Below are 21,313 nucleotides of genomic sequence, written 5' to 3' on the forward strand. Positions count from 1 at the left end.
TTTTGAGCCCGGACTTTTTATGACGGCTGAGACCGCCTGATGTCAATGCCGCCTTTTCCGTCAGCCTCAATGCGGATCGTCCCGTTCACAATGACAGACAACGGATGGAACTCCGCATGCTGATCAGAAAAAATCCAGCGGCGTCCGTTCGGCCCTAAAAGCAAAAACGCCCCATCATTATAATCCCCCATAAAATGAAACCCGTCTTCCCTAAGAGGCGAATGGTCTCTCACCGGAATACCGAAACGCTGCAGCTTTCTCCCGGTGGATACGACTTCAGCAGCCGTCAGATTCACCTCGCCGATATTCAGAACGGACTCAATTGAAAAGCGTTCCGCGCTTGCCGGCGACGTTTCTCTCGCGATGAATTCCGCCAGATTGCCGGACGGATCTTTAAAATAAAAGGAACGCGCCTTTATATGAGAGAAATACACCTCACCCTCCCCATCTTCCGTTTGAAAAACGACTTTATCCTTTATCCACGCTTTCACCTCATCAAAACGATTGTTCGGAATGTTAAACGCGAAATGATAATTCGGATGAGATTGAGAATCGGTGCGCCTGAATTCCAATTCACTTTCTCCGGCTTTGATTGTAAATGAATCACCGGACCGGACGCCTCAATTAAAGAAAAACCAAACACCCGTTCATAGAAGTGTTTCGTCTCCTCCAGAGCACAACTGTACAAAGTTATGTTATTTATTTGCATGACCATACCCCCTTTGGTTTATACTGCCATATAGAGGGGTTGATTCCCACTATTTTGTTTCAGCCAATTGAGAATCCCCCTTTCGCCCGGCGCTAAACATGAAAAACAGCGCTAAACCGCTTATACCTAGGGTTTTTTAACGTCTAAAGCAAAAAAAGCAGAAAATAATACCCCATATAGCTTGACAAAAAATAAATGTTATTTAATAATCTATATATAATTATAATTATTATTGAAAGATAAAGTGAATGCTTTGTCTTTTTAATATATTTCAAATCACATTTCAGGAGGAAGATATTATGTCTTTAATCGGAAAAGAAGTACTGCCATTCGAAGCAAAAGCTTTCAAAAACGGTGAATTCATCGATGTAACAAACGAAGATTTGAAAGGTCAATGGAGCGTTTTCTGCTTCTACCCAGCAGATTTCTCTTTCGTATGCCCGACTGAACTTGAAGATCTTCAAGGACAATACGCTGCACTGAAAGAATTAGGTGTTGAAGTATACTCTGTTTCTACAGATACTCACTTCGTACACAAAGGCTGGCATGACAGCTCTGAAAAAATCGGCAAAATCACTTACGCAATGATCGGTGACCCATCTCAAACGATCTCTCGCAACTTCGACGTTCTTGACGAAGAAAGCGGACTTGCTGACCGCGGAACATTCATCATCGATCCGGATGGCGTCATCCAAACAGTTGAAATCAATGCAGGCGGTATCGGCCGTGACGCAAGCAACCTTGTAAATAAAGTAAAAGCAGCTCAATACGTTCGTCAAAACCCAGGTGAAGTCTGCCCGGCTAAATGGGAAGAAGGCGGCGAAACACTTACACCTAGCCTTGATCTGGTAGGTAAAATCTAAGGAGTGCATTCAATTGGTACTTGATGCAAATATCAAAGCACAATTAAATCAATATATGCAGCTAATTGAGAACGACATCGTTCTCAAAGTAAGCGCCGGTGACGATGACACGTCTAAGGACATGCTGGCTCTCGTTGACGAGCTGGCTTCCATGTCATCTAAAATTTCAGTTGAACAAGCTGAATTATACAGAACACCAAGCTTCAGCGTTAATCGTGCAGGAGAAGACACAGGCGTTACATTCGCCGGTGTTCCTCTCGGCCACGAATTTACTTCATTAGTGCTCGCATTGCTTCAAGTCAGCGGCAGAGCGCCTAAGGTTGATCAAAAGGTCATTGACCAGATTAAGAACATCAGCGGAGAATACCGCTTTGAGTCTTATATCAGCCTGACGTGCCACAACTGCCCTGATGTCGTCCAAGCACTAAACATGATGAGCGTGCTTAACCCGAATATCACACATACAATGATTGACGGCGCGGCATTCAAAGAAGAAGTTGAAAGCAAAAACATCATGGCTGTTCCGACTGTTTTCTTAAACGGTGAATCTTTCGGCAGCGGCCGTATGACCCTCGAAGAGATTCTCGCGAAATTGGGCAGCGGCGCAGATGCATCTGAGTTTGCTGACAAAGAGCCGTTTGACGTTCTTGTTGTCGGCGGCGGACCGGCCGGCGCAAGCGCGGCCATCTACACGGCGCGTAAAGGCATCCGCACAGGTGTCGTCGCTGAACGCTTCGGCGGTCAGGTACTCGACACCATGAGCATCGAAAACTTCATCAGTGTCAAAGCGACTGAAGGACCGAAGCTCGCTGCAAGCCTTGAAGAGCACGTGAAAGATTATGATATTGACGTCATGAATCTGCAGCGCGCGAAACGCCTTGAGAAAAAAGACCTCTTCGAACTTGAACTCGAAAACGGCGCTGTCCTGAAAAGTAAAACAGTGATCCTGTCAACAGGTGCCCGCTGGCGCAATGTCAACGTACCTGGTGAGCAAGAGTTCAAAAACAAAGGTGTCGCTTACTGCCCGCACTGTGACGGACCATTGTTTGAAGGCAAAGACGTAGCGGTTATCGGCGGCGGAAACTCCGGAATCGAAGCGGCGATTGACCTTGCAGGTATCGTCAATCACGTGACTGTGCTGGAGTTCGCGCCTGAACTGAAAGCAGACGAAGTTCTGCAAAAACGTCTCTACAGCCTGCCAAACGTGACTGTACACAAAAATGCACAAACAAAAGAAATCACAGGCGACCAAAACGTAAACGGCATCACGTATATTGACCGTGAAACAGGCGAAGAAAAACACGTTGAACTCCAAGGTGTATTCGTCCAAATCGGTCTCGTGCCAAACACAGAATGGCTAGACGAAACTGTCGAACGCAACCGCATCGGCGAAATCATCGTCGACAAGAGCGGCGCGACAAGCGTTCCCGGCCTATTCGCCGCAGGGGACTGCACAGACGGCCCGTACAACCAAATCATTATCTCAATGGGATCAGGTGCAACCGCCGCTTTAGGCGCATTTGATTATTTGATCCGGAACTAGTTCCCAAAGACGCTATACTGCTTAAACGGCAGTATGGCGCTTTTTTATGTTACAGCCCATATAAATAGGACTTCACATCAGGACCGACAAACGCTTTCCATATGATCAAATTGTACGGATAGGACCAGTTAATATCCTGCCGTGACTCATCAAACATTTGATGCAGCCGGTTGCTGTTAAAAATGATCGACCCTTTTTGATCGAAAGCCACTCCGTCCACCCAAAGCATTCTGTCATCCGAGACGAACTGATGAAAGCTGTTATCTTCTGGCTGGTAAACGCCAATGCCTTTCCCCTCAAGCATGGTGTAAAAAACATTTCCCTGATGATCAGCATGCATACCATCAGTCGTCGTACCCTTGCTTCCCACCGCTCGAACGGACCTCGAAATCACTTCCAGAGGCGTTTGAAAATCCTGCAGGAGAGATGTATCAATCGCATATAAATTCCGTCCCGTGACCTGACAATAGTAAAGAACCGTCCGTTCTCCGGACAGTGCGATTCCATCCGCTCCGATCTTTACCGGCTTGTTTGTAAACACCGGCCGGTTATCAATCTCAAAATGAAATCCCGGAAAGTCCTGCGTGCTGAAATGCCGGTCAAGCACGCGCCGGAAAGTCCTTGTTCTTATGTTAAACACAATGATTCCCCCATCAAGCGGATGGTCCGGCCAGCCATTACCCGAATCCGTGATATAGACAAACCCATTTTTATTGTCAACGACAACATCATTTAAGAAAGACGTACGGTAATTGGCAATCTCATTCGGAATCTGAATTGAATCGATCAGCTGATTGCGGTCTAAATCAATGATCACAAGCTTCTGTGAGCCTTCCGGTGACCTTTCATAGGCAATTTTCCCTTGGTCAAGAATCCACATCCGATTGTATTCATCAATCTCGTACCCCAAGACGGACTGAAGAACAGCCGGGTTTCCAGCCCGATTCCACTCCCAGCTTGGAAAGGCCTCTAATAACGGCTTCCCGTCTTTTATCACAATCTTGTTCAAGGTAGCCGGAACACCGTGAGCCCAGCGGGGAACCGACACATAATAATGCCCCTGCCGATCCATTTTAATGCCGGCCGGCATACACTTTTTCCAATATTCCTTTTTGTAAAATTCTTTTTTCATCTCATCATTCGGAAAATCCCAATCTAAATGGTTCCAATGAAATATCATTTCATAGTGTCCTCTTCTGCCCGGCTGCGTCCCATATTCTCTTAATAGATAGGGCTCAGCGGGATATGGCGATTGTCCATTCATGTACGAATTGTTTTCCATGACTCCATTCCTCTCGTTCTATATCTACATTAAATATATGCCTATAAAAGGAAACGGTTAATTAAAAATAAAGACGGCATACTGCATGCAGTACACCGTCTTTTTCAAGAGATTTAATTTGACTCATCATGTTCTTTTTGCCCTGTTTTTTCTCATCCAATATAAAATAAATAATCCAATAAACCACAGCGGCGTCAGCAATAAGGCCGGGCGCGTCGCATCCGCAAACAGCATAATAACCAGAATGACCGCAAACAGTGCCAGAACAACGTAATTGATAAACGGCGCAAACGGCGCTTTGAACGTTGATGCCGCGTGTAAGTCCGGCCTGGTTTTTCTGTATCTGATATGGCAGACAAGAATCACACCCCACACCCAAATGAAACAAATCGCGCTGATGGTTGTGACGATGCCAAAGGCTTCTTCCGGAATCAATTTGCTTAAAAGTGCCCCTGCTGACAGGACAATGACCGACACCCATAACGCGCGGCTCGGCACATGATTTTTATTCAGCTTCTCGAAACTTGCCGGCGCCTGTTTCGTTTTGCTTAAGTTATACAAAATCCGGCTTGTTGAAAACATTCCGCTGTTACAAGCCGAAGCGGCTGACGTTAATACGACGAAATTAATGATTCCCGCGGCCAGCGGAATGCCGACTAAGCTGAAGGTCTTCACAAAAGGACTTTCCGCCGCATTCAGCTGCGTCCAAGGATTAATACATAAGAGGATGATCAATGCCCCGACGTAGAAAAATAAAATCCGCAAAGGAATTTTATTGATCGCGGACGGAATGTTTTTTTTCGGATTTGATGTTTCCGCTGCCGACACACCGACTAATTCCACACCGACATAGGCGAAGATCACCATCTGGAACGAAAGCAAAAAGCCTGAAAATCCGTTTGGAAACAAGCCGCCGTGCGCCCACAGATTCGCTGCTGAAACCGTTCCAGTATGCGTTTTGAACCCAATCACCAGCAGAATCACTCCGATGACGATTAACGCGAGGATCGTGATCACCTTAATTAAAGCGAACCAAAACTCCAATTCTCCAAAAATCTTGACCGTTAACAGATTAAGCCCCAATAAAATGAGCAAACAGATCAGTGCAGGAATCCACTGCGGAATATCAAACCAATATTTCACATACACACCGACGGCGATCACATCCGCCATAGCCGTCATAATCCAGCAAAACCAATAGGTCCAGCCGGTGACAAACGCTGCCCGCGGCCCTAAATACGCCTCGGCAATATCCGTTAATGACTGGTACCCCGCTTTAGATAAAAGCAGTTCTCCCAGCGACCGCATAACGAAAAAAAGCGCAATACCTACAATAAAATACGCAAAGATGATAGAAGGACCCGCCAGCTGAATCGCCTTACCGGACCCTAAAAACAATCCGGTGCCGATCGTGCCGCCAATGGCGATAAGCTGCACATGCCGATTCGATAAGTCCCTCTTTAGCTCTCGCTGTTCCACATCTGACTCCTCCTTACTTTTTTATGAACGACGAGAAAATAAAGCCAATAAAAAAAGAGATTGGATGCCCTCCAATCTCATGGTCATAAGAATATCAAATTATATTTGCGCCGCTGACAATCAACAGCATGACAAATACATATTCGGTACTCTTCTGTCCTTTTGCCTGAGATTGTGAACCCTTCGGCGCCGCGGAAAATCCGCGGTCTCTCCAGAAGCCGCTCCTGCTGTAGTGCGACCCACAGCAATCATAGCCTGCTACGTATTGAGTTTCTGATAGAAAATACCTATCAGCTAACTTTTTATTTTAATAGAAGTCGAGTGGTTTGTCAATGGTCTTACTTACAGTGAACTCTAGTATTCTTAAACTCACCTATCCTAGCGGCTATATTTTCCTTTTCGAAAAATAACGGGGTTTAAAAGGCACTGCTTATGGACAGAATAAGCTTAATCTCTCTTGTAAACCTTCTAAGACTTCTTTCGGTACTTCCCTGACCTTGATATCCTTACCTAGGAAAAGCAGCCAATTTGTTATTTCGGTCAATTCTTCGGGATTACTGACATTGATATAAGTCTCTAGAATGGCTGTGGTTTGATAAGGATTCGTATAGGAAATTGACATTTTTAAAGGATGATATTTTTTGAATTGGGCAATCGCCTTTGGACCAAGTTCAAGAACAAGGTTGATTACTTCTTCCTGCTCGCTTAGTTTCTCTAAAATCTTTTTCTTGCTTATTCTTTTTTTCGCAGAGTATGGTTTGACATTGGTAAGATTGTCCGCAGGGAAAATCCTCCTCTTCTCATCCTTTACATCAAAGCCTTCAATCAGCCAAAGGCCTTTTTCATGATAAGGGTGCAAGAGGCAGATTGGATAAGACTTTATTACCTTCTCTTCTTTGATGGTAATCCATAAATAGCTATCCGAAAGAAGTAGCTGGATGAGTTTTTCTAACATGGGATGGGGGAGATCTGAGAGCTCAAGCAGGTCGGGATTATGGGGGTTTGTCCCTTCAAAAAGCAAGATTTGATTTAAAAGAACCAGGGTCTCTTGCTGGCTTTCGGAGATAAGGCCCAGCAATTTTTCAGCTAAAGATTGACGGCTCTTTAGATAAGGGAGCTGTTGATTTCTTGTGGCCATAAACGCAATAAAAAGAGCTTTAATCTCATTATCGGTAAAGCGAACAGCGGGCAGGACAGAGTGGTTCATGACAAAATAACCGCCGCTCCTTCCAACTTCAGCAACAAGCGGCATCCCCATGGCTTCAATTTCTCTGATATCTCTAATAGCTGTCGAACGAGAGATATCAAATTCCCGCATGATTTCAGAAATTGTAAAGTGGGCGCGGTTGTTGATATACCGCATGATAATATTAATCCGTTCAACTTTTTTCATCGGGACCTCCTAAACAGTATCATTTTTTGACATGATTTAAGGTTATTATAAACGCATCAATTGAAAAGACAAAAATCATTTGATTATTTTAAAAAGAGGAAGGTTTTGAATATGGAAAATTATACTCTGGAAGAAAAAGACGGATTTACCGTTTTTGGTATTGTTACTGAGCTTAAGAGCGATTACACAGACTATGCCGGCATAAACAAGGAAAAGGCTGACTTTTGGGAAGCCGTCAAACAAGATGGAAGGCTTGACACCTTGAAAGCCATTGCCGCAAATGACTATATTTTTGCCGTGAACGAAGCGGTAAACAACAGGTTGATGCATTATGCTGGCGTGATGACAGAGGAAGAGGCGTCAGTGACCGGAGAAACCAGAGTCATCCAATTTCCTAAGGGGGAATATCTGGTTGTGAAAGGGGAAGGGAAGACGGCCGATGAATTGAGCAATAAGCTTACCGGCATTGCCTTTGGTCAGGTCTTGCCGGAAGCAAAGAATTTTGCCTATGTCGGCGGGCCGAATGCAACGGTTGAGATGGGGCAGCGAAACGGTTTAGTATTTGGTGAAATGTGGATTCCTGTTGTCAGGAAATAAAGAGATAAAAGGAGAGATGGAATTGTCATATATTGTTGATTTTAAAAATGTGTCTGCTGTTGGTTTAGAGTCTTCACCCGTGGCAGAAGCGCTTGCTGGTTTACGTGCTAATGAAGCCCGTTACTTAATGAACAAATACAAGCATGAATTTACGGTGGTACCAGCCGGCGAGTCCTGCGAGACCCTTGAGTATGTAAACCGAATTTTGAAAGAAGAACGTGATATTGAGTTTGCGGCCAAACCTTTAGAAACGTCGCGTTTCCAAGTGGAAAATATCAAAATGGCCTACGTCTTTTATGAGGATGGTCTTGAGGTCAACGTCATGTATACGGTTGATGACCCTAAGAAGCGTGCTGTTGGTTTTAAGCTTTCTGAGGGGATGGAAGTGCCAAAGGAGTTAGAAGGGAAGTTTAAGTTTGCCAGGCAAAAGTCTAAATTAGCCGGAACAATTCGGGGCTCGTTTTTTGTCATTAAAGGAGAATATTAAAGTACGCAAAAACAACTATTCATGCATCGAATGTTCATCTGGCATTCAAATTACAAAACAGCACCTCTCCATTAAATGAGAAGGTGCTGTTTTTTTCGCTTAAACTTGGGCTGAAATTATCAGCTTCGGCACGGCGAATTCCGCGGTCTCTCCAGAATCTGCTTCAAAGCAATCATAGCCTGCGACAATGCCGCCATTTCAAGGCCCTTGAAAACTATCTGTTTCATTCATCTCATTTCTGGAAAATGAGACAACCCTGTGATAGAAGGAAATATCCGATTCATGTTAAAGAAACCTTCTCCGCGGTCTGCCTTAAGCTTTCTCTCCGCTCATCTCGGCGCCTCTTGCCCTCGTTTTGATTGTCTCAAAAAGGCGTTATGCGGTACTATCATATAAGGTCTAATGATTTAATCATAATGTCATACTTTTAAATTGGGGTACAGTCAGGAAAATGCGGATTTACAACGCTAAGCCCATTTCCCCGACTATTCCCCCAGTTTTAACAACGTTAAGAAAGTTTCAAGGGTCTTAAAGAATCTAACGAGACCATTTTCTCCGAATTAAAATGGTATTCTCCAAGTAAATTAATATGTTCCCAACCTAGAGGTGACATATGGTGCAATAATTCTTCATTAAAACTACCTGACCGTTTTTGATATTCAACTGCCTTTGTTAGATGTAAAGTATTCCAGATACTGATGGCATTGATAATGATGTTTAAGGCACTGGCTCTTTGCAATTGATGCTGTATGGTTCGTTCCCTAAGCTCTCCTTGTTTTCCGAAGAAAATAGCTCTTGCCAGTCCATTCATGGCTTCTCCTTTATTCAATCCTTTTTGTATTTTTCTTCTTAATGATTCATCCGAAATATAATTCAAAATAAAGATCGTTTTTTCTATTCGGCCCATCTCACGTAAGGCTGTAGCCAAGCTGTTTTGTCTTGAATAAGAACCTAATTTCCCCATAATAAGGGATGCTGAAACTGTTCCTTCCCTTATAGAATGAGCTAATCGCAAAACATCCTCATAATTCTCTTTAATGACCTTTGTATTTATTTGTCCACGTAAAATGACTTCTAATTTTGGATACTCACTTGCCTTATCTATTGTAAATAATTTCGAGTCTGATAAATCTCGTATTCTTGGAGCAAATTTAAATCCTAATAAATGGGTCAGTCCGAATATTTGGTCTGTGTAACCAGCCGTGTCTGTATAATGCTCTACTATATTTAGATCCGTCTCATGGTGTAACAAACCATCCAAAACATGAATCGCATCCCTTGAATTAGTATGAATAATCTTTGTGTAATAAGAAGAAAATTGATCACTTGTAAAACGATAGATGGTGGCTCCTTTTCCAGTTCCATAATGTGGGTTTGCATCTGCATGTAGCGATGAAACGCCTATCTGCATTCTCATACCATCGGACGAGGATGTTGTACCGTCTCCCCAATAGGAGGACAATTGCAATTTGTGATGAAAATTTACTAATACGGCTTGGGCTTTATTCATTGCATCTTCATACATGCGCCATTGTGATACATTGGCCAATTGCTTATATGTAAGTCCGGGTGTTGCTTCAGCCATTTTGCTTAAACCAATATTCATTCCCATTCCTAAAAGAGCAGCCATAATAATAATTGTTTCTTCTTTATCCGGTTTTCGATTATTGGAAGCATGAATAAATTGCTCATGAAATCCTGTTATATAAGCAATATCCATCAGTAAATCGGTTAATTTTATTCTTGGTAGCATCTGATACAGGCTTGCGCTAAATTTTTTTGCTTCTTCTGGAACATCTTTTTCTAAGCGTTCAATTGACAGCTTTCCTTTTTCAAGAGAAACCCCGTCTAACTTGTTGGAATTGGTAGCTAACCACTTTAACCTTTTGTTAAGGCTGCTGGTTCTCTCCGTCATATAATCCTCGAATGATAAACTAACTGATAATCTTGTATTCTCCTTCGTTTGATTCCATGTATCTTCTGAAAACAAATATTCTTCAAAGTCTCTATATTGTCTGCTGCCAACAATGGAAACATCTCCTGCCCTAACATGCTCCCGAAGTTCTGTTAAAACAGCCATTTCATAGTAATGACGATTGATTGTTGTACCATCATCCTCGTATAAATGCTTTTTCCAACGTTTTGAAATAAAATCCACAGGTGAGTTATCAGGCACTTTTCGCTTTCCGGATTCGTTCATTCCACGGATAATCTCAACAGCTTGTAAAAGTGGCTCATTTGCTTTTGTAGAATGAAATTCCAATACCCTTAATAGCGTTGGCGTATATTTTCTAAGTGAATAAAATCGTTTTTGCAGTAAGTCTAAATAATCATAGTCGTCAGGGCGTGCAAGCTCCTGAGCTTCTTCGACCGAAGAGACAAAAGAATTCCATTCGATAACGGATTCTAAAACCTCAAAAACGTCTAATTTTTCCTTTTTTGCTTTGATTAAAGCTTGTCCGATGTTCGTAAAGTGTATAACTTTCTCATTCAGCTTTTTACCGTTTTGTTTCTGAATTTCCTCTTGAGCCTTACGGCCTTTTGATAACAGACTAAGTATTTGTCTATCATGAATTTCAAAAGCTTTATCCGTTAACTCTTGAGTAAGATGTAATAAATAGACGGTTAATATCGAATATCGCTTATTTTCTTGAAAGTCACGGAATGCATATGGCTCATATCTTGAGCCTAAGCGAGATAGTTGAAACAGGCGATTGCGATGCAAATGACTAATTTGTACCGTTTCTAATTCCATTCCTCGTATGTATTCGAGTCGTTCTATTACTTTTAGAAATGTTTCGGGTGAAGGATGACCCGGCGGTTCCTTTAACCAACCCAATATCGTTTTATTGGATTCGGATGGATGCTGCGAAGTAATGATCTCTTCAAGCTTTCCTTTTTGTTCATTTGTAAGAGATTGACTAACAGTATTAAACAGTTTCTTTTCAGCCATTGCCCTTGCCTCCCACACCATTCTTTCAAGTGTAGTAATAGCAGGCAGTATGATTTTGTTTTTTCTTAGAAAATCTATACATTCATGTAGTAGATGTATGGCATCGCCATTTTCAAAAGCTAATTGATGAAGATGCTTAAATGCTATTCGATATTCTCTTAGAGTAAAAGTTACAAAGTCGTATTCACTTCGAAGTTCTTTCAAATGATCCCAAAGTGTATTTTCTCTTTGAGGATAAAGACTAATCGAAGATGGAGTGGCACCGATTTGTTTCGATATATAATGTATGACTGATTCCGGGATGCTTTTGATATGAGTGTATGGCCAACCGGGATACCGAAGAACAGCTAATTGAACAGCAAACCCTAAACGGTTTTCTTCTCTCCTTCGCTTATTAACTATTTCTAAATCCCGTTTGGAAAAAGTGAAGTAGGTCCCCAATATCCATTCATCTTCAGGGATTTGCATAAAATCCTGCCTCTGTTCCAGTGTAAGCAATTCTCTACCTCTCGCAATTTTCATTCAGTATCATCCCATTTCCATAATTATTCAGTTAATTAGTTCAATTATATATAAATAGAGTGTACTCTATTGATACAAGTATAGTAGACTGATAAAATCATAGTTAAGAGTGTCTCATAAGACTTGTCTCAAAAACGAGGTGAAATTTTGCAGAAAATCGGTTATGTACGCGTCAGTTCGACTAGCCAAAATCCTTCAAGGCAATTTCGGCAATTGAACGAAATTGGAATGGATATTATTTATGAAGAAAAAATTTCAGGAGCCACAAAAGATCGTGAACAACTTCAAAAAATGTTAGAGGATTTACAGGAAGGTGACATTATTTATGTTACAGATTTAACTCGGATCACTCGAAGTACGCAAGATTTATTTGAATTGATTGATTTAATACGAAATAAAAAGGCAAGCTTAAAATCACTTAAGGATACATGGCTAGATTTATCAGAAGATAATCCATATAGCCAATTCTTAATTACGGTAATGGCTGGTGTTAACCAATTAGAGCGAGACCTTATTCGTATGCGTCAGCGTGAAGGAATTGAGCTCGCAAAGAAAGAAGGGAAGTTTAAAGGACGGTTAAAGAAATATCATAAAAATCACGCAGGAATGAATTATGCAGTAAAGCTATATAAAGAAGGAAATATGACTGTAAATCAAATTTGTGAAATTACAAATGTATCTAGAGCTTCTTTATATAGAAAGCTATCGGAAGGAAAAAAATAAGCATTCATTACTTATATTAAAAATTTCCGGGGATTGTGAAACAACGTACCTAACCAAGCAGGCTATTTCTATAAGGAAGTATCAATATTTGTTTATCTAACTAGGCACGATCATCAAAGGGTTCCGAGTACATTTTAACGGAGATATACGCTAAACTCAGATTTAAAGCAAGGCTGTATTTTTCGAGAACACTTTTAAAAAACAACCTTAGTCACAAAGGAAGGTTGTTTTTATAAAGTCATGGTCTAATTAAAACAATTGCTGTCCCAAGAGCATACTTGAGACTGTAAAGGCACCAGCAGGTGGTAAAACATTAGTATATATGGGAGGTCCCAAACGGGTTGTAAAGGTTGTAGCAATCCAATTTCCGTATTCACCAGCCAGCAAAGAGGGAGGTTTCATTATAAACCGTCCACTTAAAATGAAATGCCGAATGCTTATAGCGGTCTCATCAATTATTGTCAAGTTGCCAAAAAAGGAGGCATATGGTGAATCGAAACTTATTTGTTTAGCGCTTTCGTCCCAATACCCATTAATCGGAATAGGTATACCACGAAAATTAACTGTACCTACTACTTTGTTGTCTACAATGGAATCAATGGTAAGTATACCTCTAATAATGGATCTCCCCGCAATAGAAGCATCAATCCCCCATACGGATGGAAAGGGGATACTAACTTTGGCTGTCTTTGGAATTTTCAAAATTAACCTCTCCTTGATTATTTTATGTATGGATTGAGTTGTATTTAATCATAATCCTGTAGTAATGATACAGTATATGCACAGAGAATCACTTAGGTGTTTTGTTAAGAAAGAAGCATCAATAATCAATCAGCCTACTGTCTAGATGAACAAGAGTTTGCCTGACCCACGAAAAATATGGAACATTAATTGCTGCTCATACATATGGTCTCTACCAGTTTGAAACAATTATGTATCCAATTTTTTTATCAATTCTATTAGATAGCATACTAATATTTACTTTCTGTTTTTTGTTGTCTTGCCTTCCAGAATATAAAAGAATTTTTCCCTTTCACATCTTCAACTTTTAATTTGACAATGTCACCTACCTGTAATTCTGTATTAATCCCCATCAAATATAGCTATACATCTCTTTCGCCCAATCTCGGATTTTTGGTTTCCTTTTTTTCTCCCAGTTTAATCCCAAGTTTTATTTCTTCAATGTCCTTTTTTGGTTTTAACGTTAAACGTTGAAAGGATTTCCTTTTTTGTTTTGTTGTCATTTTTTCACCTTCTAAAATGTATGAAAAATTTGATGTTTAATAACAAAACAGTTCCTTTTTATGTATTAGACAAACCTTAATACGGCGACAAATGCATGCGTTTATCTTTGTTATTACATTTTCAATGTTAAATACCCATAAATAGGATGATTAAGAGGGAGAAACTCTTAAAACTTTGGGACAATATCCGAAAAATGGGAAAAATATTAGTCCTTTCAGGAAATACAATCATCTTATTTTATAAAGGTAGGGGTGTAAAAGAAATTGAAGTTGAGAAAAGAAAAAATGAAAAGTTATAAGAGCTATTGCTGTCAACGAGAAATAGAAGAAATGATGGGGATATGGAAAAGGGGTTATTATCGAAAAAATGGAGCTATACGTCAAAAATAATTTAGATTTAAATTTCCCAAAAATCATTGAATAAAAAATTCTCCATAAAGCAAAATAAAAGAGTAAAAAAAAATTCAAGAAGGAGGAAATTATCATGACAGTAATAAATGACGTTAAAACAGCTCTAGCAGGATTGAAAAGTGCTCAAGCAAGTTTTGAAACATTTGCTCTTAGTACAGATAATCAACAAGCTAAGCAACTTTACCAAGATGCAGCTAAGCAAACCCAATCCGTTGTAGACAGCATTGAACCACGTGTTCAACAAATCGAACAAGAAGAACCTCAATACAAACAACAGTAATTAGTAAGGCGAAAAAAGGTTGGCCTCTTAACCAACCTTTTTCAGCTGTTCAAATAATGGAAAAACATGGAGGTGATTTTTTTGAAAGATAAAATAACCACATTGAAAAACCTACTTTTTATTATAATGGTCATTGGTTTCGCATCAGGATGTAATGGTAATCAAAATGAATTTATTCAAGGTAATAGTACTTTTGGTATTTCGCAAGTACATACAAGTAAGCCAATTGATCAATCCGTTGCCAATCATGCGAAAGAAAAGATAATTGCCAAGGAAGATATTACAGACGTAAAAGCTGTGAATACTGATAAAGAGCTTATGGCAGCGATTAAAGTTGAGAATTTTGATCGATTTCGATTAAAGAGTATCGAGAAGTCAGTAAAATCCGACTTAGAAAAAAAATATCCCGACTATAAAGTTTTTGTTTCGACTGATAAAAAAATATTCTGGGAACTTGAAAAGGTCGAGCAAAGACTGAAAAAAAACGATATGAATAAGAAGAACTTAAAAAATGATTTGAACAAACTGAAAAGTCTTATGAAGGAACAAACCTAAAGAGGAAGGATCGAGTTATGTCTAACAATCAAAAGAAACAACTTACTCCTGTGCAACAGGAATATCAAAAATTGCAAAAACAACGAGAGATCAAAAGACCGGTTGTTAAAAATTGTATTAAGGCCTTTTTAATCGGTGGACTTATTTGTTTGATTGGTCAGCTTATTTCAGACTTTTACATTTATTATTTCGATTTTACTGAGCAAACGGCCGGAAATCCGACGGTGGGTACGTTAATTTTTATTACAATGCTTCTTACTGGTTTTGGCGTATATGATCGAATGGCCCAATTTGGTGGGGCTGGAACAGCTGTACCTGTAACAGGTTTTGGCAATGCGGTTATATCGCCTGCCATTGAGCATCGAAGCGAAGGATTTGTACTGGGCGTAGGTGGCAACATATTTAAATTAGCGGGGGCGGTTATTTTATTTGGTGTTTTTTCTGCTTTTGTCATTGCCTTAATTAAAACCACTTTAATCCAGTGGGGTGGTTTATAATGCTAGCAGGTCATCGTACATGGATCTTCGAACAAAAGCCTGTCATTATCTCCACTGGAACCGTTGGTGGACCATTTGAAGCCAATGGTGCTATCCCAGATGATTTCGATACTCTTCATGCTGATTTATGGCTTGGGCAGGATTCCTATGAGAAAGCACATAAAATCCTTTTTGAAGAGGCTTGCCAAAAAGCCATGGAAAAAGGGGGCATACAAAAGGATCAAGTTCAATTTATCCTAGCTGGGGACTTAATCAATCAAATCACCCCAACAAGTTTCGCTAGCAGAACGATTGGAGCGCCTTATTTTGGCTTATTCGGTGCTTGCTCTACCTCGATGGAAGGACTGGCTCTAGGTGCTTATATTGTAAATACAAAAGGAGCGAAATATTTGTTAACAGGAGCTTCCAGTCATGATACAGCTGTTGAAAAACAATTTCGGTATCCAACTGAGTATGGTGGACAAAAGCCACCTACGGCACAATGGACGGTTACTGGTGCAGGTGCAGCCCTATTAAGTGATTCTGGGGAAGGACCTCATGTCACATCTGCCACAATTGGTCGTGTAATCGATATGGGATTGACAGATCCATTTAACATGGGAGGAGCTATGGCGCCAGCTGCGGTTGATACCATTGAAGCCCATTTAAAGGAACGAAATGTTGAGCCATCTTATTACGATTTAATTGTAACCGGTGACCTTGGCCAAATCGGACAGGAAGTGTCCATGGATCTATTTAAAAAGCATGGAACTCCTATTAGTGAAGAACAATACCAAGATTGTGGCCTTATGATTTATCGGGAAGGACAACCCGTTCTTGCAGGGGCAAGCGGTGCAGGCTGTTCAGCAACGGTAGTTTATGGGCATTTATTAAACCGCATGAAAAATGGTGAATTTAAACGCATGTTAGTTGTGGCTACAGGTGCTTTGCTTTCACCGTTGTCCTTTCAGCAAAATGAAACAATTCCTTGTATCGCCCATGCAGTGTCAATTGAATACGGAGGTGAACAATTAACATGATCTATTTTTGGGCTTTTGTCGTAGGCGGTTTAATTTGTATCATTGGGCAAATTATGTTTGATGTATTTAAATTGACACCAGGTCATACCTTAAGTGCTCTTGTAGTGATTGGGGCGCTTTTAGATGGATTTGGACTATACGAGCCTTTGATTGATTTTGCTGGGGCAGGGGCTACCGTTCCGATTACAAATTTTGGGAATTCGCTTGTTCATGGTGCGATGCAGGAAGCAGAAAAACATGGGTTAGTTGGGGTACTGACAGGAATGTTTGAAGTAACTAGTTCTGGTATTTCAGCTGCCATTGTTTTCGGCATGATAGGAGCTTTAATTTTTAAGCCAAAAGGATAAGGAGAATTAGGATGACAGTAGGATCAGATGTTAAACAGTGTTTTGCCAGTCTAAAAGGGGTAGAAGCAAGTCTCTCAAGTTTAGCATTACGGACTCTTGATGATGAATCGAAGCGAACTTTGCATGAGGCTATGATGGTAGTACACGAAGTAACAAAAGATTTAAAAAAAAGAGTAGGAGAACTAGAAGGAGAGGAACTTCAGTACAAAGGTTTCTAGAAAAACTATATTTACAGGAGGTGTAAGCAGTGCCTGAATGGTTAGATGTAGCTGTACGCTCAGCATTATTTGTTGCTCTTTTACTTTTCATTACAAAATGGTTAGGGAAAAAGCAAATTTCCCAACTAACTTTCTTTGAATATGTCACCGGTATTTCTATTGGGAATATTGGTGCAGAAGTGGCTATAGGACTTGAACGGAACATTTTTCACGGAATTATTGGAATTGTCATTTTTGCGGTTATTCCCTTTTTCGCTGGTTTAATTTCATTAAAAAGTAAACGTTTTCGCAATTTTATAGAAGGAAAAGCAACTGTATTTATCAAAGATGGGAAGATTATGGAAGATAATTTAAAAAAGGAAAGATATACGACAGATGAACTGTTAGATCTCCTTCGCAAGAAGGATGTCTTTCAAGTCTCTGATGTAGAATTTGCTGTTTTAGAGGCAACAGGTGATTTATCTGTGATGCTAAAGAAAGAAAATCAACCTTTAACAGCAAAGGATATAAACTTGAAGGTTGCTTCAATCAAGGAGCCTCAGACCATTATTATGGATGGTACAATAATGGATGAACCACTAGCCACGATTGGACGAAGTCGGGCTTGGCTACAAACTGAATTAGAAAAACTAGGGGTAACGATTGAAAATGTATTTCTGGGACAGGTTAATTCTTACGGAGAGTTAACGATTGATCTGTTTGACGATAAATTACAAGTCGCACCCCCACAAGAAAGACCCTTAATTCTTTCAACCTTGAAAAAATGTCAAGCAGACTTAGAACTATTTGCTCTTGGAACGGAATCAAAAGACGCCAAACAAATGTATAGGTTAAACAGTGAAAAATTACAAGAAGCCATTGATAAAGTGACCCCTATTTTAAAAGGATAAGGATTTAGCTTAGATTCATACATGACGAAAAAAAGATACCATTTTTAATTGAAATAAGTTTAAAAACCTTAGTCCAATTTCGGACTAAGGTGAATTTTTTTACGAGGTGTTAGAAGTGTCTATTTTTTTAGTTAAAGTTATTTTTATCTATATTGTGTTTATTGTAGCAGTAAATATTTTAGGGAAATCAGCTCTAGCCCAACTTACCCCTCATGATTTTGGAGCGATTCTTTTTTTATCTTAATCGAAAGTTAAAGGAAAGTAGATATCCTTTACCTGAGCTGTTGTCTAATTTAAGAACAACAGGATATCCGGATATTCACGATAATGAATATGCGATTTTGGAAGCAACAGGTGAAATTAGCATTTTTCCAAGAAAAGAATTAGTTCCTATTACTCCAAAAGATTTACATATGAAAGTGGAATACCGCGGATTACCCATAGCCGTTGTCATTGAAGGGAAAGTGCAAAAGCGTAAATTAAAATTTATCAACAAAAATGAAAAGTGGTTAAAGGAAGAACTAAAGGCAAAGGGATATCTTCAAATCAAAGATTTTTTTTATGCTGCTGTTAGAGATACCGATCATTCATTAACCATTAACAAAAAAGATGTTAACGACTAATTTTAAGACGATTTCCTCCCAATATAAATTAATGTTTTCTCTTATTTACTTCTTGTTGCATTTACCACTTTCATTTTCCAAATTTATAAAAAATTATACCTATATTTAGGAATTTACCAGATGGTAATTTTCAAAATCACTAAGTCTCTAGTTAGGACAGTGCCCAGATCATTACGCCTTTCTTGATGTCAGAACTTTCCCAACCTTAATTCTCTTTTTTTCGTTCTTAATATCTTATACAAGTTCTTATAAAGGTAGTCCATAATATATAACAGACAATCCCTTCATATTCCATACGTATACTGGTTACATAGTTTGTACATGTTAAGAGTAACAGAAGGAGGGATTCCAGTTGGAGTGGATTTTTTATCTATACCTGTTAAATACGTTCTTTATCTTATTCATAGCAATTTGGGAAGTTCGTCGGCCTGCCAAGGCTTTGAATTGGATAATAATCGTCCTTTTTTTACCTGTCATTGGTTTCTGGCTATATCTTAGCATATCAAACCCTAGGTTTATTCATCGAAAAAGATTGACCTGTTCTAAAAATGAATCTAACAAATTACCTGAGACATTCGGTGCTTCAGCATCGGTAATTGCCAATGCTTTACGGCATTTCACTGTGAATGGGCTTCGAATGGGCCAAGTCCAAGTGTTTAACAATGGGATAGCAAAATATGATCAACTCCTTGTATCCCTGCAAAAAGCCCAAGAAACCATTGATCTGGAATATTTCATCTATCGGAACGACCAAATTGGTAATCGAATCACAGAACTGCTAATCGAAAAAGCATTAAATGGAGTGCAGGTTCGTTTTATGAGAGATAGCTTGGGGAGTTATAAATTCCCGCGTGAAAAAATCCGGCAGATGGTTGAAGCAGGGATAGAATGCAGGACAATATTTCCTCTGCGATTTCCCTGGATTTTGTCCAATTGGAATTATCGGGATCATTGTAAGATTGTGACGATTGACAGAAAGGAATCCTTTACTGGCGGTATGAACGTTGGGTATGAATATACAGGATTAAAGCCAGACGTAGGATTTTGGAGGGACACTCATTTGCAAATTATAGGGGAAGCAACAGGCGACTTGCAGACTGTTTTTGATGTTCATTGGGAAATCGCTGTGCCGGAAAGGATAAAATCAAAAACAAATTTGAAAACAAAATCAGAGGTAACGAAAATCAATTCAATCGGCAGAGCAGATCATTCCAAATGGTCAGCCGAATTGGGATCAGAGTTGAGCACCCTTGATGATAAAGAAATGGACATATCCGGAAAAACTAGGACATTGCATAAAGCGTATATCCATACGTTGGAAGGAAACCCTGGAATTCCTACCCCAGTCATTCGGCAAGCTTACTTTATATGTATAACACAGGCGACCAAGACTATTGATTTAACAACACCCTATTTTGTACCAGAAACGGATATTATCATGGCATTAAAGACAGCAGTAACTCGTGGTGTCCGTGTAAGATTGCTGGTTCCTCGCCACAATAATCAAAAAATCGTGGGTCTTGCAAGCCGTACTTATTACGGAGAACTTATAGAAGCTGGAGTTCAAATCTACCAGTACGACAAAGGAATGATACATGCGAAGGTGTTGACCATCGATGAGGAGATTGCTGCCGTAGGCTCAGCAAACTATGATATGAGAAGTTTTCGCCTGAATTATGAGGTGTGTCAAGTCGTGTACAGTGCTGATGTGGCAAGGGAACTCACAGAGCAGTTCGAGAGGGATCTTACTGATTCTGTACCATTAAGAATTGAAGACTTGTTGCAACGATCCCTGACCGAGCGCATTGTTGAACAGGGTGCTCGCGTGCTTTCTCCATTATTATAAGTTGAAAAAACCGGTATTATTTATCTTTCTGATTTTAATTAGCTTACATGTTGTAATATAAATATTTTAAAACATGAGGATTTTTGAAATCGAGTGAAATATAAAATGGAGGAATAAATTTTGGGTGAAGTTTTTTTGGGTTTACTGACAATCAAAGTCATAGTAGGTTTTGCAACTTTATTTTTTATCATTATCATAACAGGCAGAACATCCATCTATCAGTTAAACCCCGTTTCACTTAGTTTTTGTGTTAGTACTTGGAGATTTTTTAGGAAATAACATTTATGAAGATAAGGTAGGGATTTTTCATTTTTTATATGCCATCGGATTGTGGACGTTTCTTATGTTGGGAATAGAGTTTATGACTCTAAAAAATAAATCGACACGTTCTCTCTTATTAGGCAATCCTAACATCATCATTCGAGATGGTGTTATGGACAGAGATGTAAATCAAGTATTGAGTATACTCCGTCAAAATAATGTCTTTTCAGTTCGCGAAGTCAAATACGGTATATTGGAAGCTAATGGGCAAATAAGTTTATTATTAAAATCCAAGTATCAAAAACCAGATCTCAATCTTCCAGAAAGTCCAGTAGACCTCCCAACATCGTTAATTATAGATGGGGAAATTTTATGGGATAATTTACATGAACTCGGATTTGATCAACAGTGGTTAGATAACCAATTAACTACCAATGGATATGATAATGTAAAGCGTATACTTTACGCAGATTGGCGAGAGAGTGAAGGCATACATGTAAGTCCTAAATAAAATTTGTTAGGATAAGAGCACATCAATTTTCTTGGTGAATATAAACTTTAGTCTTCAACA

20 protein-coding genes, 3 pseudogenes and 1 riboswitch are annotated in these 21,313 nt (G+C 39.7%); of the genes and pseudogenes, 16 read left to right on the top strand and 7 right to left on the bottom strand.

The annotated features are described in order from the left end of the window. Positions 1-17 precede the first annotated feature (17 nt). A pseudogene (locus BAMF_RS39825) lies at positions 18-709 on the bottom strand (VOC family protein). Between the two features lie 299 nt (positions 710-1,008). Between BAMF_RS39825 and ahpC the strand changes: the two are divergent. After that, positions 1,009-1,572, top strand: coding sequence for an alkyl hydroperoxide reductase subunit C (ahpC, locus tag BAMF_RS39830; RefSeq protein WP_013354178.1), 564 nt, complete (start codon positions 1,009-1,011; stop codon positions 1,570-1,572). A 13-nt stretch (positions 1,573-1,585) separates the two neighbouring features. Next, complete coding sequence (gene ahpF, locus BAMF_RS39835) at positions 1,586-3,115, top strand: alkyl hydroperoxide reductase subunit F (protein WP_013354179.1); 1,530 nt, start codon at positions 1,586-1,588, stop codon at positions 3,113-3,115. A 49-nt stretch (positions 3,116-3,164) separates the two neighbouring features. On the opposite strand, the gene BAMF_RS39840 is transcribed toward ahpF, so the two are convergent. The 3 genes from BAMF_RS39840 to BAMF_RS39850 form a co-directional block, all read right to left on the bottom strand. Beyond that, positions 3,165-4,397 (bottom strand): L-dopachrome tautomerase-related protein, encoded by a 1,233-nt coding sequence (locus BAMF_RS39840; RefSeq protein WP_013354180.1) that lies wholly within the window; start codon positions 4,395-4,397, stop codon positions 3,165-3,167. A 126-nt stretch (positions 4,398-4,523) separates the two neighbouring features. Continuing rightward, entirely contained in the window at positions 4,524-5,876 is a 1,353-nt protein-coding gene (locus tag BAMF_RS39845; RefSeq protein ID WP_013354181.1) for an amino acid permease, read from the bottom strand. Between the two features lie 144 nt (positions 5,877-6,020). Next, a riboswitch (glycine riboswitch) is annotated at positions 6,021-6,101 on the bottom strand. A 205-nt stretch (positions 6,102-6,306) separates the two neighbouring features. Then, positions 6,307-7,269: a helix-turn-helix transcriptional regulator gene (locus BAMF_RS39850; RefSeq protein ID WP_013354182.1), complete on the bottom strand. Its 963-nt coding sequence runs from the start codon at positions 7,267-7,269 to the stop codon at positions 6,307-6,309. Positions 7,270-7,380: 111 nt separating this feature from the next. On the opposite strand from BAMF_RS39850, the gene BAMF_RS39855 reads away from it, so the two are divergent. Next, positions 7,381-7,866, top strand: coding sequence for a GyrI-like domain-containing protein (locus BAMF_RS39855; protein WP_013354183.1), 486 nt, complete (start codon positions 7,381-7,383; stop codon positions 7,864-7,866). A gap of 22 nt (positions 7,867-7,888) precedes the next feature. Continuing rightward, positions 7,889-8,353 carry a hypothetical protein gene (locus tag BAMF_RS39860; protein ID WP_013354184.1) on the top strand — a complete coding sequence of 155 codons (465 nt, stop codon included), beginning with the start codon at positions 7,889-7,891 and terminating at the stop codon, positions 8,351-8,353. Positions 8,354-8,861: 508 nt separating this feature from the next. Here the strand turns inward: BAMF_RS39860 and BAMF_RS39865 are convergent. Further along, on the bottom strand, positions 8,862-11,828 hold the full coding sequence (locus BAMF_RS39865) for a Tn3 family transposase (protein WP_000684982.1): 2,967 nt from the start codon (positions 11,826-11,828) through the stop codon (positions 8,862-8,864). 147 nt (positions 11,829-11,975) lie between these two features. Here BAMF_RS39865 and BAMF_RS39870 point away from each other — a divergent pair, with 147 nt between their 5' ends. Then, a complete protein-coding gene (locus BAMF_RS39870; protein WP_001169292.1) occupies positions 11,976-12,551 on the top strand; it encodes a recombinase family protein in 576 nt (191 codons plus the stop codon). Between the two features lie 249 nt (positions 12,552-12,800). Here BAMF_RS39870 and BAMF_RS39875 read toward each other — a convergent pair whose 3' ends face one another. Both BAMF_RS39875 and BAMF_RS41615 read right to left on the bottom strand, forming a co-directional pair. Then, positions 12,801-13,253, bottom strand: coding sequence for a hypothetical protein (locus BAMF_RS39875; RefSeq protein ID WP_041481646.1), 453 nt, complete (start codon positions 13,251-13,253; stop codon positions 12,801-12,803). A 401-nt stretch (positions 13,254-13,654) separates the two neighbouring features. Then, positions 13,655-13,795, bottom strand: coding sequence for a hypothetical protein (locus BAMF_RS41615; protein ID WP_013354185.1), 141 nt, complete (start codon positions 13,793-13,795; stop codon positions 13,655-13,657). A 484-nt stretch (positions 13,796-14,279) separates the two neighbouring features. Between BAMF_RS41615 and BAMF_RS39885 the strand changes: the two genes are divergently transcribed. The 11 genes and pseudogenes from BAMF_RS39885 (at position 14,280) to BAMF_RS41060 (ending at position 21,253) form a co-directional block, all read left to right on the top strand. Further along, on the top strand, positions 14,280-14,486 hold the full coding sequence (locus BAMF_RS39885) for a DUF1657 domain-containing protein (RefSeq protein ID WP_013352384.1): 207 nt from the start codon (positions 14,280-14,282) through the stop codon (positions 14,484-14,486). 81 nt (positions 14,487-14,567) lie between these two features. Then, positions 14,568-15,041, top strand: a complete 474-nt coding sequence (locus BAMF_RS39890; protein WP_009336487.1) for a YhcN/YlaJ family sporulation lipoprotein — start codon at positions 14,568-14,570, stop codon at positions 15,039-15,041. 17 nt (positions 15,042-15,058) lie between these two features. Continuing rightward, positions 15,059-15,538: a stage V sporulation protein AC gene (gene spoVAC, locus BAMF_RS39895; RefSeq protein ID WP_013352385.1), complete on the top strand. Its 480-nt coding sequence runs from the start codon at positions 15,059-15,061 to the stop codon at positions 15,536-15,538. Further along, complete coding sequence (gene spoVAD / locus BAMF_RS39900) at positions 15,538-16,557, top strand: stage V sporulation protein AD (RefSeq protein ID WP_013352386.1); 1,020 nt, start codon at positions 15,538-15,540, stop codon at positions 16,555-16,557. The genes spoVAC and spoVAD overlap by 1 nt, the downstream gene beginning before the upstream one ends. Next, the gene (spoVAE, locus tag BAMF_RS39905; RefSeq protein ID WP_013352387.1) at positions 16,554-16,904 is read left to right on the top strand and encodes a stage V sporulation protein AE; all 351 of its coding nucleotides are present in this window, start codon (positions 16,554-16,556) and stop codon (positions 16,902-16,904) included. The genes spoVAD and spoVAE overlap by 4 nt, the downstream gene beginning before the upstream one ends. 11 nt (positions 16,905-16,915) lie before the next feature. Continuing rightward, positions 16,916-17,122 carry a DUF1657 domain-containing protein gene (locus tag BAMF_RS39910; RefSeq protein ID WP_009336483.1) on the top strand — a complete coding sequence of 69 codons (207 nt, stop codon included), beginning with the start codon at positions 16,916-16,918 and terminating at the stop codon, positions 17,120-17,122. A 29-nt stretch (positions 17,123-17,151) separates the two neighbouring features. Further along, positions 17,152-18,012 carry a DUF421 domain-containing protein gene (locus BAMF_RS39915; protein ID WP_013352388.1) on the top strand — a complete coding sequence of 287 codons (861 nt, stop codon included), beginning with the start codon at positions 17,152-17,154 and terminating at the stop codon, positions 18,010-18,012. A gap of 115 nt (positions 18,013-18,127) precedes the next feature. Continuing rightward, positions 18,128-18,635 (top strand): annotated as a pseudogene (locus BAMF_RS39920) (DUF421 domain-containing protein). 352 nt (positions 18,636-18,987) lie between these two features. Next, positions 18,988-20,481 (top strand): phospholipase D-like domain-containing protein, encoded by a 1,494-nt coding sequence (locus BAMF_RS39925; RefSeq protein ID WP_013352389.1) that lies wholly within the window; start codon positions 18,988-18,990, stop codon positions 20,479-20,481. Between the two features lie 247 nt (positions 20,482-20,728). Then, positions 20,729-20,782, top strand: a pseudogene (locus tag BAMF_RS42145) (hypothetical protein); the annotation flags it as partial. 60 nt (positions 20,783-20,842) lie between these two features. Then, complete coding sequence (locus BAMF_RS41060) at positions 20,843-21,253, top strand: DUF421 domain-containing protein (RefSeq protein ID WP_076983292.1); 411 nt, start codon at positions 20,843-20,845, stop codon at positions 21,251-21,253. The last annotated feature ends 60 nt before the right edge of the window (positions 21,254-21,313 follow it).

Origin of the sequence: Bacillus amyloliquefaciens DSM 7 = ATCC 23350, assembly GCF_000196735.1 — a bacterium.
GTDB lineage: Bacteria > Bacillota > Bacilli > Bacillales > Bacillaceae > Bacillus > Bacillus amyloliquefaciens.

What these genes read in the sequence shown, in the direction of transcription:
- BAMF_RS39850 (WP_013354182.1), bottom strand. Translation starts at nt 7,269, where the DNA reads ATGAAAAAAGTTGAACGGATTAATATTATCATGCGGTATATCAACAAC.
- BAMF_RS39840 (WP_013354180.1), bottom strand. Translation starts at nt 4,397, where the DNA reads ATGGAAAACAATTCGTACATGAATGGACAATCGCCATATCCCGCTGAG.
- spoVAC (WP_013352385.1), top strand. Translation starts at nt 15,059, where the DNA reads ATGTCTAACAATCAAAAGAAACAACTTACTCCTGTGCAACAGGAATAT.
- BAMF_RS41060 (WP_076983292.1), top strand. Translation starts at nt 20,843, where the DNA reads ATGACTCTAAAAAATAAATCGACACGTTCTCTCTTATTAGGCAATCCT.
- BAMF_RS39910 (WP_009336483.1), top strand. Translation starts at nt 16,916, where the DNA reads ATGACAGTAGGATCAGATGTTAAACAGTGTTTTGCCAGTCTAAAAGGG.
- spoVAD (WP_013352386.1), top strand. Translation starts at nt 15,538, where the DNA reads ATGCTAGCAGGTCATCGTACATGGATCTTCGAACAAAAGCCTGTCATT.
- ahpC (WP_013354178.1), top strand. Translation starts at nt 1,009, where the DNA reads ATGTCTTTAATCGGAAAAGAAGTACTGCCATTCGAAGCAAAAGCTTTC.
- BAMF_RS39885 (WP_013352384.1), top strand. Translation starts at nt 14,280, where the DNA reads ATGACAGTAATAAATGACGTTAAAACAGCTCTAGCAGGATTGAAAAGT.
- BAMF_RS39855 (WP_013354183.1), top strand. Translation starts at nt 7,381, where the DNA reads ATGGAAAATTATACTCTGGAAGAAAAAGACGGATTTACCGTTTTTGGT.
- BAMF_RS41615 (WP_013354185.1), bottom strand. Translation starts at nt 13,795, where the DNA reads ATGACAACAAAACAAAAAAGGAAATCCTTTCAACGTTTAACGTTAAAA.
- spoVAE (WP_013352387.1), top strand. Translation starts at nt 16,554, where the DNA reads ATGATCTATTTTTGGGCTTTTGTCGTAGGCGGTTTAATTTGTATCATT.
- BAMF_RS39865 (WP_000684982.1), bottom strand. Translation starts at nt 11,828, where the DNA reads ATGAAAATTGCGAGAGGTAGAGAATTGCTTACACTGGAACAGAGGCAG.